Annotated in this window: 11 protein-coding genes and 1 pseudogene; 6 read left to right on the top strand and 6 right to left on the bottom strand. The window is 67.7% G+C overall.

Going from position 1 to position 12,614, the window contains the following annotated elements; all coding sequences use genetic code 11:
- Position 1 precedes the first annotated feature (1 nt).
- Positions 2-481 carry a DUF2834 domain-containing protein gene (locus AC5Y2S_RS03965; RefSeq protein WP_499905344.1) on the bottom strand — a complete coding sequence of 160 codons (480 nt, stop codon included), beginning with the start codon at positions 479-481 and terminating at the stop codon, positions 2-4.
- Between the two features lie 71 nt (positions 482-552).
- On the opposite strand from AC5Y2S_RS03965, the gene AC5Y2S_RS03960 reads away from it, so the two are divergent.
- Together AC5Y2S_RS03960 and AC5Y2S_RS03955 are read left to right on the top strand one after the other, a co-directional pair.
- The gene (locus AC5Y2S_RS03960; RefSeq protein WP_499953913.1) at positions 553-1,170 is read left to right on the top strand and encodes a TetR/AcrR family transcriptional regulator; all 618 of its coding nucleotides are present in this window, start codon (positions 553-555) and stop codon (positions 1,168-1,170) included.
- Between the two features lie 67 nt (positions 1,171-1,237).
- Positions 1,238-2,800: a phytoene desaturase family protein gene (locus AC5Y2S_RS03955; RefSeq protein WP_499953912.1), complete on the top strand. Its 1,563-nt coding sequence runs from the start codon at positions 1,238-1,240 to the stop codon at positions 2,798-2,800.
- A gap of 6 nt (positions 2,801-2,806) precedes the next feature.
- On the opposite strand, the gene AC5Y2S_RS03950 is transcribed toward AC5Y2S_RS03955, so the two are convergent.
- Together AC5Y2S_RS03950 and AC5Y2S_RS03945 are read right to left on the bottom strand one after the other, a co-directional pair.
- Positions 2,807-3,139, bottom strand: coding sequence for a hypothetical protein (locus AC5Y2S_RS03950; protein WP_499953910.1), 333 nt, complete (start codon positions 3,137-3,139; stop codon positions 2,807-2,809).
- The gene (locus tag AC5Y2S_RS03945) at positions 3,136-4,686 is read right to left on the bottom strand and encodes a Rieske 2Fe-2S domain-containing protein (protein WP_499953908.1); all 1,551 of its coding nucleotides are present in this window, start codon (positions 4,684-4,686) and stop codon (positions 3,136-3,138) included. The genes AC5Y2S_RS03950 and AC5Y2S_RS03945 overlap by 4 nt, the downstream gene beginning before the upstream one ends.
- Before the next feature lie 129 nt (positions 4,687-4,815).
- On the opposite strand from AC5Y2S_RS03945, the gene AC5Y2S_RS03940 reads away from it, so the two are divergent.
- The 4 genes from AC5Y2S_RS03940 to AC5Y2S_RS03925 are packed head-to-tail and all read left to right on the top strand — an operon-like array spanning position 4,816 to position 7,994.
- On the top strand, positions 4,816-5,586 hold the full coding sequence (locus AC5Y2S_RS03940) for a lysophospholipid acyltransferase family protein (RefSeq protein ID WP_499953906.1): 771 nt from the start codon (positions 4,816-4,818) through the stop codon (positions 5,584-5,586).
- A gap of 3 nt (positions 5,587-5,589) precedes the next feature.
- Positions 5,590-6,357 carry a lysophospholipid acyltransferase family protein gene (locus tag AC5Y2S_RS03935; protein ID WP_499953904.1) on the top strand — a complete coding sequence of 256 codons (768 nt, stop codon included), beginning with the start codon at positions 5,590-5,592 and terminating at the stop codon, positions 6,355-6,357.
- A gap of 16 nt (positions 6,358-6,373) precedes the next feature.
- A complete protein-coding gene (locus AC5Y2S_RS03930; protein WP_499953902.1) occupies positions 6,374-7,159 on the top strand; it encodes a lysophospholipid acyltransferase family protein in 786 nt (261 codons plus the stop codon).
- Positions 7,160-7,178: 19 nt separating this feature from the next.
- Positions 7,179-7,994: an HAD family hydrolase gene (locus AC5Y2S_RS03925; RefSeq protein ID WP_499953900.1), complete on the top strand. Its 816-nt coding sequence runs from the start codon at positions 7,179-7,181 to the stop codon at positions 7,992-7,994.
- Here AC5Y2S_RS03925 and AC5Y2S_RS03920 read toward each other — a convergent pair whose 3' ends face one another.
- The 3 genes and pseudogenes from AC5Y2S_RS03920 to AC5Y2S_RS03910 form a co-directional block, all read right to left on the bottom strand.
- Positions 7,995-9,545, bottom strand: a complete 1,551-nt coding sequence (locus AC5Y2S_RS03920; RefSeq protein ID WP_499953898.1) for a PE family protein — start codon at positions 9,543-9,545, stop codon at positions 7,995-7,997.
- 103 nt (positions 9,546-9,648) lie between these two features.
- On the bottom strand, positions 9,649-11,286 hold the full coding sequence (locus tag AC5Y2S_RS03915) for an N-acetylmuramoyl-L-alanine amidase (RefSeq protein WP_499953897.1): 1,638 nt from the start codon (positions 11,284-11,286) through the stop codon (positions 9,649-9,651).
- A 377-nt stretch (positions 11,287-11,663) separates the two neighbouring features.
- Positions 11,664-12,569 (bottom strand): annotated as a pseudogene (locus AC5Y2S_RS03910) (PirG); the annotation flags it as partial.
- Positions 12,570-12,614 lie beyond the last annotated feature (45 nt).

Genomic DNA, 12,614 nt, shown 5'->3' with positions numbered 1-12,614 from the left:
ATCAGGCGTTCACCGGCTGGCGGGCGCGCTCGTGGCGGCGCATCCGCTCCATGGTGGCGAAGTACCAGGCCAGCGGGAAGGAAAAGCTGGTGAAGAAGCTGGCCAGGAAGAACAGCCACGGGCGCCGGACGCCGCGCCGGTAGCCGTCGACGATCGTAAACACCGGCAGCAGAATGACATTCGAAATGATGTAGTCCTGGCTGCCCGAACCGGCGGCCGGGTTGCCGAACTGCTGCGCGAGGAAGTGCGGGTAGCTGGCCGGCCCGGAGACGATGCTGCCCTCGCCGTGCGCGGCGAGCACGAAGTGAATGTTGAAGTACCAGCCCAGCGCGATCGAGGCGATGCCCGCGGCGTAGTACACGAGTTCCAGCGGCGAGAACCACGGTCCGTCCGCGGGTTTGGCGTAGATCTTCGGGTTCGACGCGATAATCCAGCCGATGACGGCGATCCCGAGGATTGCGTGAATGTAGAGCCAGATCATGGGCGAAGTGTCACCCTCATCCCGAAGTTTTGTCAATATTGACACACAAATACTGGGGTACCTTACTGAGCATGGTCAGGCCCGCGCAGACGGCGCGCAGCGAACGCACCCGGGAGGCGCTGATACAGGCCGCCCTGGTGCGGTTCCTCGCCCAGGGTGTCGAGGAGACGTCGGCCGAGCAGATCGCGGCGGACGCCGGGGTGTCGCTGCGGACGTTCTATCGCCACTTCCGGTCCAAGCATGACCTGCTGTTTGCCGACTACACCGGGTTGAACTGGTTTCGAGCCGCGCTGGACGCCCGTCCCGCCGACGAACCGATCATCGATTCGGTGCAATCGGCCGTCTTCTCGTTCCCGTATGACGTTGAGGCCGTGGCGAAGATCGCCGCCTTGCGGGGCGGCGAGATTGATCCCGGCCGCATCGTGCGCCACATCCAGGAAGTGCAGGCCGACTTCGCCAATGCCATCCAGGACCAGCTGCACCGGCGTAGCTGCGCCGCGGGCGCGACGCCGGATGCCCGGCTGCGCGCCGCGGTGACGGCGCGCTGCATCGCGGCGGCGGTTTTCGGTGCGATGGAATTCTGGATGATCGGCGAGGATCGGTCGCTGAGCGAGCTGGCCCGGGTATCCCACGTCGCGCTGGAGTCGCTGCGGGCCGGGATCACCGACGCCTGGGCCGCCGGGGCCTGACCCCGGTTTCGTCACAATTGACAAAACTTCGCAGCCATGCCAGCCTCCTTTTTTGGAGGGCAGGGACATGACTGAATATGACGCGATCGTCATCGGCGCGGGACACAACGGGTTGGCCGCGGCGGTGCTGCTGCAAAAGGCCGGGCTGCGAACGGTGTGCCTGGACGCCAAGCTGTACGCCGGTGGGATGGCTTCCACCGTCGAGCTTTTCGACGGGTACCAATTCGAGATCGCCGGTTCGGTGCAGTTCCCGACGGCGTCGGTGGTGGTCGAGGAATTGGGCCTGGACACCCTCGAGACGCTGGATCTGGAGGTGATGTCGGTCGCGGTGCGGGGCGTCGGTGATGACCCGCTGATCCAGTACAGCGACCCGATCAAGTTGTTCACCCACCTCAACGAGGTGCACGGCGCGGACGCCGTCAACGGGATGGCGGGCCTGATGGCCTGGAGCCAGGCGCCGACGCGGGCGCTGGGCCGCTTCGAGGCGGGGACGGAACCCAAGACCTTCGACGAGATGTACGCCTGCGCCACCAACGAATTCGAGCGCTCGGCCATCGACGACATGCTGTTCGGGTCGGTCACCGACGTGCTGGATCGCTACCTGCCGGACCGCGAGAAGCACGGCGCGCTGCGCGGCTCGATGACCGTGCTGGCCGTCAACACCCTCTACCGCGGGCCGTCCACCCCGGGCAGCGCGGCGGCGCTGGCCTTCGGCCTCGGAGTTCCCGACGGCGACACCATGCAGATGAAGAAGCTGCGCGGCGGCATCGGCGCGCTCACCGCGCACCTGGCCAAGCTGTTGGAAAGCCAGGGCGGCGAGGTGCGGCTGCGCACCAAGGTGACCGAAATCCTGGTCGCCGACGGGCGCGTGACCGGGGTGCGCACCGAGGCGGGCGACACCCTGACGGCGCCGATCGTCGTCTCGAACCTTGCGCCGGACATGACGCTGAACGATCTGATCGACCCCGCGGCGCTGCCGGCCGACATCCGCGAGCGGTACGCGGGGATCGACCACCGCGGCAGCTACCTGCAGATGCATTTCGCGCTGGACGAGGCCCCCGAGTTCGCCCCGCCCTACGAGGCGCTCAACGAGCCGGCGATGCAGGCCTCGATCGGCCTGTTCTGCACCCCGGAGGAAGTCCAGCAGCAGTGGGAGGACGCGCGGCGCGGCATCGTGCCGGCCGACCCGACCGTGGTGTTGCAGATCCCCTCGCAGAACGATCCCGACCTGGCGCCCGAGGGCAAGCACGCCGCGTCGGCGTTCGCGCTGTGGTTCCCGATCGAGGGCGGTGCGGACTACGGCCAGACGAAGGTCGAGATGGGCCAGCGCGTCATCGACAAGATCACCCGGCTGGCGCCGAACTTCGAGCGCAGCATCATCCGGCACACCACGTTCACGCCCAGGCACATGGGCGTGATGTTCGGCGCCCCGGGCGGCGACTACTGCCACGGGCTCTTGAGCTCGGATCAGATCGGGCCGAACCGGCCGGGCCCGAGAGGCTTTCGCGGCCAACCGATCCCGATCCAGGGGCTGTACCTTGGCGGCGCGGGCTGCCACGGTGGCCCGGGCATCACGTTCATCCCCGGATACAACGCCGCCCGGGCGGCACTGGACGACCTGGGCCGCTAAGGGCCGCTAACCGCGCTCGCCCATCAGTTCATCCAGCAGCGCGACGAACTCGTCCGGGCGCGCCGGCGTGAACGCCGGGCTCGGCCAAGTGCCGGGGACGTCCAGGGTGATCAAAGTGGACTTGAACGGCCGTTGCACGTCCAGGGGCAGCCAGCGGCGCAGGTCGGAGCTGCCCCAGATGCGGAAGCGCTGCATGAACATGCCCAACGCCTCGGCTGTGTACCCGTCGACGGAGTCCAGCGCGATGACCTTCGACGTGCCGGAAGGAAAGTGATAGCGGCGCAACGTGATCGCCGTGCGGTCCAGTTGGACCAGCCCGTCGTCGTAACTGGCGTTCATTTCCGAGTGCTTCGCAGTTGGTGTCCGCGCGCGGTCAGGCAACGGCCGTCGTCCAGGCGCCACTGCCACCCGTGCAGGTTGCAGGTCAGCGTGTCTTCCTCTATCACACCGAATTTGGACAGGTCGGCCTTGAGGTGGGGGCATCGGCGCTGAATCTCCCAGCCGTCCATCGTGATCGACGCGGAGTCGTCGTGGGTCTCGGCGAACCAGCCGTCGGCGTAGGCGATCCGTTCGTCGGTCAGGCACTTGAAGAACGTGTACAGATACTCGTTGTAGCCGCCCACCCGCCACGCGGTGAAACGGGTGGACAAGAAGATGGTGTTGACCCAGTCGGGTTCGTGATCGCGCAGCACCGTGCGCACCAACTCGGGCGCGATGGAAAAACCATAGCGGATCTTTTCGGCGGGAATCCGTTCGCGCACAGTTCTTTTCGGGAAGTCCAGGATCACCGTTTCGGGGCCGATGACGAGCTCGACGGGATAGCCGATGCCGTCGCAGATCTCGTCGCTCTGCAGCATGATCGGCTCGAAGAGCGCGCGGAGCTGTTCGAGCAGCGGCTCGCCGGCGGCGAGGGCCCAGCTCGCGCGCTCGGCGGCCATCACCGAGGCCATCCGGTCGGCGTAGTCGGCGATGTAGGCCGATTTGCCGGTGGTGAAGATGGCCTCGACCTCGTCGTCGGGCAACGGATGGCGAAGCCAGTTCAGCGTCGTGCCGGTGAAGTCCGCGGTCGACCCGGGCATCATCAGCAGGCCGCCGTCGTGTCCGTGCGTGCGCATCTGCTCCAGAAAGACCATCTGGTCGGGGAAGATGTTGGCCGGATCGCCGTGGTCGTCGTTGAGGTGGCGCAACTCGGGGTCCAAAAAGCACGGCGGCCCGGCCGACGGTACGACCCAGGTCGCCCCGACCTGGGCGATGTACTGCCGGGCGCGGTCCATTCCGCGCTGCCGCTTCTGGATGCCGAACGACTCCTTGGCGCGGGCCGGCATGTCGTAGACCATCGGGTACCAGATCGCCCCGGAGTACTGCAGCAGGTGCACGTCGACCTGGCCGAAGTCGGCCGCCAGCACGTCCAGGTCCACCGGCCGGGCGTCGTTCATGTTGAAAACCGTTGTGTCACCGTCGGAGACGACCAGCGCTGAATCCCCGATCGGGCCGTCGGCCGGGGCGCGCAGGGCGATGATCATGAGGTCGAGGTCGCCCTTGGGTCCGCTGATCCGGTGGGTGGTCGAGTCGGTGGTCTCGAAAAACCGATGAAAGCCCAGCTTTTGCAATTCGTTTCGCAGGTCGGGGACCGGGAAGTCGGGCAGCAGCACCACCGCGTCCTTGTTGACGTGCTCGCGCAGATTCTTGGCGTCGAAGTGGTCCTTGTGCAGGTGCGAGACGTACAGGTAGTCGCAGGCGCCCAGCTGGTCCCAATCCAGCGCGCTGTTGTCCGGGAAGGGGAACCAGGACGCGAAGTAGGCGGGATTGACCCAGGGGTCACAAAGGATGTTGCCCGCGCGGGTCTCGATTAGGAATCCGGCGTGGCCTACGCTCGTGACCTGCACTGATACCTTTCAGGGACGTTGGGGGCCGGCCGACGGTGGACGGCTTTTCAGCCCCCGAGCTTAGCGCGAGGCCACGTCTTGGTTCTCGTCCGAGACGGCTCACAGTCGGGAGCACTAGGCTGAAGCGCTGTGGAACCGGTATACGGGACAATCATCCAGCTTGCCCGCCTGGTCTGGCGCATCCAGGGTCTCACTATCTCAGTGTCGGGTGTGGAGAACTTGCCGAAGACCGGCGGCGCCGTCATCGCGATCAACCACACCGGCTACCTGGACTTCACCTTCGCGGGTTTGCCCGCGTACAAGCAGGGCCTCGGGCGCAAGGTGCGGTTTATGGCCAAGCAGGAGGTGTTCGACAACAAGATCACCGGGCCGATCATGCGCAGCCTGCGGCACATCTCGGTGGACCGGCAGGACGGGGCCGCGTCCTACGAGGCCGCCGTCCGGAACCTCAAAGACGGTGAGCTGGTGGGCGTCTATCCCGAAGCCACGATCAGTCGCAGCTTCGAGATCAAGGAGTTCAAGTCGGGTGCGGCCCGGATGGCGATCGACGCGGGCGTCCCGATCGTTCCGCACATCGTCTGGGGCGCGCAGCGGATCTGGACCAAGGGGCACCCCAAGAAGTTGTGGCGCCCGAAGGTGCCGATCGTGGTGCTCGCCGGCGAACCGATCGAGCCGACGCTGGCCGTCGAGGAGCTCAAGGGGCTGTTGCATTCGCGGATGCAACATTTGCTGGAGCGGGCCCAAGAACAATATGGACCGCATCCGGCCGGGGAGTTCTGGGTGCCGCGCCGGCTGGGCGGCGGCGCTCCATCGTTAGCTGAGGCTGCCCAAATGGATGCCGAGGAGGCCGCCGCGCGGGCCGCCCGTCGCGCCCGGGCCACTGGGGCGCCGGAGCAGTAAACGATGGCGGAGCCGACCTTTCGCACGCTCGAGATCCTGGCCCAGCTCGTCGTCCTGGCCACCGGCACGCGAATCACCTACGGCGGCGAGGAGAACATCCCCGACCGCGGCGGGGCCGTCATCGCGATCAACCACACCAGCTACGTCGACTTTCTGCCTGCCGCATTAGCGGTGCATCGGCGCCGCCGTCGGCTTAGATTCATGATCAAAGCCGAGATGCAGCAGGTGAAGGTGGTCAATTTCCTGATCAAGCACACCCGCACCATTCCCGTGGATCGTGGTGCCGGGGCGGACGCCTACGCGGTGGCCGTGCGGCACCTGCGCGAGGGGGAGCTGGTCGGCGTCTACCCGGAGGCAACGATCAGCCGCAGTTTCGAGCTCAAGGAGTTCAAGACGGGCGCGGCGCGGATGGCCATCGAAGCGAACGTCCCGATCGTCCCGGTGATCGTCTGGGGTGCGCATCGGATCTGGACCAAGGACCATCCCCGCAACGTCGGCCGCAAGAAGCTGCCGGTCAGCGTGCAGGTGGGGGCGCCGGTGCGGGCCGCCGAGGACGTCGACTCCACCAATGCCGCGCTGCGTGAATCGATGACGGCGCTGCTGCATCGGGCGCAGCAGCACTATCCGCACCCCGCGGGCGCGTACTGGGTGCCGCGCCGGCTCAGCGGCGGCGCGCCGACCTTGGCCGAGGCGGCGCAGATAGAGGCCGACGAGGCGGCGGCAAGGTCGGCCAGGAGGGCTGCCCACCGTACCCCGCATCAGTCGCGTTAGGGGGAAGGAGAGGAACATGGCAGAGCCGTTTTTCCGCTTGGCGGAGGTGGTTGTTCCCGCGTTCGCTGCGATGAACGGAACCAAGCTCAATTATGAAGGCCTGGAAAACATTCCGGCGCGCGGCGGCGCCCTGATCGCGCTCAACCACACCAGCTACCTGGACTGGATGCCGGCGTCGATCGCCGCCAAAGAACGCAAGCGACGGCTGCGCTTCATGATCAAGGCCGAGATGGCGGAGGTGAAGGCGGTCAATTTCGTGATCAAGCACTGCCAGCTCATTCCGGTGGACCGCCGAAACGGGGAGGAAGCGTACGCGGTGGCCGTGCAGAAGCTGCGCGAGGGTGAGCTCGTCGGGCTCCATCCCGAGGCCACCATCAGCCGCAGCTACGAACTCCGGGAGTTCAAATCGGGAGCGGCCCGCATGGCGCTGGAGGCCGGGGTGCCGATCATCCCCATGATCGTCTGGGGCGCGCACCGGATTTGGCCCAAGGATCATCCAAAAAAGGTGTTCCGCAACAAGGTCCCGATCACCGTGGCCGCCGGGCGGCCGCTGGCGCCGCAGGGCAACGCCGAACAGCTCATCGCCGTGGTGCGCCAGATGATGAACGCGATGCTGTACCGGGTGCAGGAGCAGTATCCGCACCCCGAGGGCGAGTTTTGGGTCCCGCGCCGGCTGGGCGGTTCCGCGCCAAACCAGGACGATTCAAGGGCGATCCGGCTGGCCGAATTGCAGGAGCGGATCCAACGATCCGGCACCGACGGCGTGACGCGGCCGGGCCAGAGCCAAAGCGGAATCCACTGAGAGAAGGCGGATTCGCTCAATGACCTTGCCGGCGCTGATCGCCTGCGACGTCGACGGCACCCTGTTCGACGAAAACGAGACCATCTCGCCGCGCACCCGCGACGCGGTGCGTGCTGCGGTCGCCGCCGGGGCGCAGTTCGTCGTGGCGACCGGCCGGCCGCCACGCTGGATACGGCCGGTGGTGGAGGCGCTCGGCTTCGCGCCGATCGCGGTATGCGCCAACGGCGCCGTTCTGTACGACCCCGCGAACGACCGCGTGCTGTCGTCGCGAACGTTGGCCGTCGACACGCTGGCGGAGTTGGCCGAGCTGGCGACGCGCGTCATCCCGGGCGCGGGACTGGCCGTCGAGCGGATCGGCGAACGCGCCCATGACACCGCAACGCCCCAGTTCATCAGCTCGCCCGGCTACGAGCACGCGTGGCTGAACCCGGACAACACCGAGGTGTCGATCGCCGACCTGCTGAGCGCCCCGGCCATCAAGCTGCTGATCCGCAAGGCCGGTGCCCGCAGTTCCGACATGGCCGCCGAACTCGCCAAACATGTTGGCATTGAAGGCGATATCACCTACTCCACCAACAATGGGCTGGTCGAAATCGTGCCGCTGGGGATCAGCAAGGCCAGCGGCGTGGAGGAGGTCGCCAAGCCGCAGGGGATCACCAGCGAGGAGGTGGTGGCCTTCGGCGACATGCCCAACGACATCCCGATGCTGCTGTGGGCGGGCCACGGTGTGGCGATGGGCAACGCGCATCCCGACGTGCTGGCCGCCGCCGACGAGGTCACCGCGCCCAACAGCGACGACGGGGTGGGACGAGTGCTGGAACGCTGGTGGCTTTAGTCAGCCCGTCGGAGTGATGGCTGCCGCGAGTTGTTGGGGTATGTAGTTGACGAACAGGGGAACCAGTCCCATGAACGGCGTGCCGAAGATCGTGACGAGGAGGGGCACACCACCCGGGAACCCGCTGAAATCGACCGTGGCGGTAATGGGATGGGGCGGAACGAGAAGGCCGTCAAACGGCACGTGCAATGTGATCGGTACGGTAACGCTGACGGGGCCAATGATCGGAATTGTGACGCCTATTGGCACCGGGATCGTCATGTCCACGATGAGTTCGCCGTTGAGGAAGCCGTTCGTCACGACGGCCGGCGCGTTCACGAGCGCACCGAACGCTCCCACGGGGTCGCCCGCCAACAGCGCCGTCTGAACCGCCGTCGCGCTGGTCGCGAGGCCCTCGAGGCCCGCGAGCGGCGCACCCGCGGCCGCGTAGGTGACCACCAACGGCAACCCGAAGTAGACGCTAAGCGACCCGGTCGTGGGGTCGGCCAGGGGTAACGTGGCGGTTGCAGAAATGCTGGGAATTGTAAGCACATTGAGCACGTTGGTGAGGTTCTGCGCCATCTGCCGGGGAATGGACGGCGGCATCAGGTTGGTGAGGTACTGCGCCTCTTGGCCGGGGATGTTCGCGACGGCGAACAGATTCCCCAGCGGACCGAGCAGGGTGGGATTCGTCGTGGCAGTCACAGTGGGAAGGACCGGGGGAAAGATGCTTCCTCCACTTTGGCTGATCACCGGGGTGCCGGAATCGAACCCCGTGACAAGGAGATTCGAGAACGCCTGCGCGACGTCCTGCACCGCGCCGAAGTAATCGCCGGCCAGGACGGCTTGCAAGGCCACCCGTAGCTCCGCGCCGAAAGCGGGCAGGCCGGCGATGATGCCGGTCGTCGCGGCGTAAAGGTTGGTAACGAACTCCCGGGCGAAGCCGATCTGCGTGGCGACGAAGTTCTGCAGGGCCGTAACCGGGTTGAACGCCAGCAGTTGCTGGAAGGCGGCCTGGATGGTCGCCGGCAAATTCGCCAAGACGGCCGGGAAGTTCTGGATGGTGTAGTTGAGCGCCGTGGCGATCTGCTGCCAGTACCCAATCTGGTTGGCGATGACCTGGCGCAGGAACGGGAACGGGTCGGCCGTCCAGGTAGCCAGGAGGGATTGCATGTTCGCCGACGTCATGGCGATCAGCTGCCCGTAGGCGCCGCCCGGGACGAGGGCGGCGGCCGCGCCGCCCAACGCCTGGGCCGGGGCGTTCACGGCGTTCGCCAGGCCCTGCTCGACGTTGGCGATCTCGGTGCTCAGATATGCCGCGGCGCCGCCGTTTAACATGCCCACAAACTCGTCCTGAAACGCCGCCGCCTCGGAGCTGAGGGCCTGGAAGTCGCGGCCGAACCTGCCGAACACCTCGGAGATCGCGACCGACACCTCGTCGGCCGCGGCGGCCGCGACCCCGGTCGTGGGGGCCGCCGCCGCAGCGGTGGCCTCAGTGAGGGAGGAACGGATACCCGCCAGGTTGTCGGCCGCGGCCGTCATCAGTTCCGGTTCTGCGATCACGAACGACACGGCCGTCTCCCCTCGACTCGGTCCCAACCGGGTGATTGCCAGGCAGAGCCGAGCCTACTGTGACGGAGCCCACGTCCGGTCCGAAATGGCCGTCAAACTGTCTTCAGGTGGCGGTCGGATGGGTCGGTAGCGAGAAGTGTTCGGACGGCACGTCGGGACCGCTCGGGGATTGGGTCGACAGTGGCGTCGTGATGCCGTCGACGACCTCGGTGATGTTCCCCGTGAGCCGCTCGTAGTTCAGGACTCCGTGCTGGAAGTTCTGCGTAATGCGCAGTGGCTCTTGTATTTCCGCGCTGGTCGGCAACCCGAGTGGACCCCGTTCGTAGCTGAGCGAGGCCCAGGCGTCGTAGATGGCACCCGTCGCCGGCTCGGCGCCGATCTCGGGTGACCAGTACATCGCGCCCTTGGCGAAGGTGGCGAAGCGGGCGTCGCCTTCCGCGCTGTCTTCCGGCGAGGTCGGTGCGCCCAGGACGCTGTTCATGCCGCCCATCGCGAGCCAGTGCTCGTAGATGGCGCCGCCCTTCAGTGCGTTGATCAATTCCTCCGGGGGATCGTTGAAATGCGAGGCGATGTCCCGGATTTCGTCCATCAGCGCGTAGGCGGCGTTGCCCGGACAGTCGGTGTTCCCGACGTCGCGGTGGGTGAAGATGGTGGGCAGGTTCGCGACGGCGCCGGCCGGAAAGGTGGTGTAGTGGCTGCCGGCCGACTCCAGGGCGACCGTGCCCTTGGGGTCGACGCCGTCCATGCCGAGCCGCCAGCCGAGCAGCCGGCCCACGGTACGCAGCTGGATCGGCGTAGGGGGCACGTCATCGAAGTTGCCGATCATCGCCACGCCCCAGGTGTTGCGGTTGAAGCCGCCGGTGTGAAAAGCCTCGACGGCCTTGGTCAGGCCCCCGGCACTGCCCTCGAACACCTGGCCGTACTTGTCGACCAGCGCGTTGTACGCGATGTCGCACCAGCCCAGGGTCTTGCTGTGGTAGGTGTAGATCGCCTTGACGATCCCGGCCGATTCCAGCGGCGAGTAGTCGTTGCTGCCCGCGGTGTGGTGGATGACGGCCGCGCGAATCCCGTTGTCGTACTGCGGACTACCGCATCGCAGCGACTCGTCGGCGCCCCACTCCGCTCGGCTGATGATGGCGGGCGGCTGGCCGGGCATCATGACTCCCGACGGCGGCGTCCACTGGGTCCTGGCCGGCGCTTGCGGCGGGGAGATGAGGATCGCCGAGATGTTCTCCGCGTAGGGCTGTTCTCGGGACGCCGGCTTGTACCCCAGGCCGTCGGTGTTGGTCGGGGGAGGCGCCGCGTGGGTCGTCGGCGCATCAAGGGGGCGGGTGACCGCGATCTGGACAGTCGTGGTGGTGCCGACGAAGACCGGGTCCGTGCTGCGCGGCCCCTCGCTCGGGCCGCCGCCCGCGGGCCCGGCGTCGGGGGCCGCCGTTTCGTACTCCGTCTGATACCAGGGGCCCCAGGAGCCGTCGGGGCGCTTCGCGCGGACCCGGGTGGACGTCCCGGCGAGGTCCCCGGTGAGCGCGACCAACGAAAACGGTGTGGCCTGGGTGAGTTCGCGAACGGTGACGCCGCCCCCGAGCCCGATCAGCGGCTGCTCGGCCAGTTGGGTCTCGGGGGGCCGCGGTGGGGCCGAGGCCCGGCGGTCGCGCGTCGTGTCGCCCACCCAGGAGACGATGACGACCGTCGCCGCGATGGCGGTGAGCAACATCGTCGGCGCGCGACTGCGGGACACCAGCTGATGTTACGTGTGTTTCTCGTGTTATTTATGAGGCGACACGACGTACGGCTTTAAATGTCCACGAAAACCTGTTCGACGGCACCGCAGAGGGCGGACTCTGCGGTGCCGTCAGGGGACAGGTCCCTTCGGTTCTAGTGGGGCAAAACCGGCGCGGCGGCACCGGTCAGGGCGCCGGTGGCACCCGTCGCGGCCGGTAGCGCACCCGCGGCGGCCGGCAGCGCGCCGGCGGCCGCGCCCGGCAAGGCCCCCGCGGCACCCGGCAGGGCACCGGCGGCGCCCGGCAGGGCACCCGCGGCACCCGGCAGGGCACCCGCGGCACCCGCGGCGGCACCCGGCAGCGCACCTGCGGCGCCCGGCAGGGCACCCGCGGCGGCACCCGGTAACGCGGCCGCGGTGCCCGGCAGGGCCTTGGCCGCACCCGGCAGCGCACCCGCGGCGGCTGGCAATGCGGCACCCGGCGCGGCGCCCGCGGCGCTCTGCTGGATGCCCTGCGTGATGGCCGGCATCGCCAGGCCCTTGAGCAGGTCGATTGCCTGGTTGAGGCCCAGCTGGTTGGCGGCCTGCATCAGGTCGTTCATCAGACCGCCGCCGCCACCGGAGGTGCCCCCCGTGCCGCCGGACGCGATCGGCGAACCGCCGCCGAGCGTCGACGGGTCACCGAGGATCGGGTAGGTGCCGCCGGCGCCCGGGTCCAATCCCGCCGTCGAGTCGATCGGCACCTCGCTGGGTGAGAGCCCGGTAGCCCCCACCCCGGGTGTGAGTCCGGCCGGGCTGGTCAGACCCGGGTTGGCAAGCGCGGGGTTGAGCCCCGCGGCCGGCGTCGTCGGCACCGCGCCCGGCGTGGTGACCCCGGGCGTGCCCGGCGTCGTGGGCGGCAGGCCCGGGTTCGCCAACGCCGGGCTCGTCAGGCCAGGGCTGGTCAGCCCCGGACTGGTCAGACCCGGGCTCGTCAAGCCTGGGCTCGTCAAGCCTGGGCTGGTAAGGCCCGGGCTGGTAAGGCCCGGACTGGTCAGACCAGGTGTGGTCGCACCGGTTCCGCTGAGGGCGGGCACCGGCGGCAGGTTGATCCCGAACTGCGACAGGCCCTGCGACAGCGCGCCCATCAGCTCACCGGGCAGGTCGGACATCACCGCGGCCTGCTTGAACTCGTGGTGCTCGGCCGGCTTGCTGCCGGCGGTCGATTCGTAGACCAGGAAGTATGCGCAAGGACTCGCCACTGCCACAGCGGCGACCGCGCTCATGGCTGTCGAAAGCTTGCGTCGGCGTCGATTCGGCACGGAAGTCTCCTCGTATCTGGACAACTATTCGAACTGCTTGTTGTG

Source organism: Mycobacterium sp. NGS69 (genome assembly GCF_059812165.1).
Note: the sequence above shows the minus strand (reverse complement) of the source record. Positions and strands in the feature narration are given on the sequence as shown.

Excerpts from the sequence above, each read along its gene's own strand:
- AC5Y2S_RS03965 (WP_499905344.1), bottom strand. The coding sequence starts at position 481 with ATGATCTGGCTCTACATTCACGCAATCCTCGGGATCGCCGTCATCGGC.
- AC5Y2S_RS03960 (WP_499953913.1), top strand. The coding sequence starts at position 553 with ATGGTCAGGCCCGCGCAGACGGCGCGCAGCGAACGCACCCGGGAGGCG.
- AC5Y2S_RS03955 (WP_499953912.1), top strand. The coding sequence starts at position 1,238 with ATGACTGAATATGACGCGATCGTCATCGGCGCGGGACACAACGGGTTG.
- AC5Y2S_RS03950 (WP_499953910.1), bottom strand. The coding sequence starts at position 3,139 with ATGAACGCCAGTTACGACGACGGGCTGGTCCAACTGGACCGCACGGCG.
- AC5Y2S_RS03935 (WP_499953904.1), top strand. The coding sequence starts at position 5,590 with ATGGCGGAGCCGACCTTTCGCACGCTCGAGATCCTGGCCCAGCTCGTC.
- AC5Y2S_RS03930 (WP_499953902.1), top strand. The coding sequence starts at position 6,374 with ATGGCAGAGCCGTTTTTCCGCTTGGCGGAGGTGGTTGTTCCCGCGTTC.
- AC5Y2S_RS03925 (WP_499953900.1), top strand. The coding sequence starts at position 7,179 with ATGACCTTGCCGGCGCTGATCGCCTGCGACGTCGACGGCACCCTGTTC.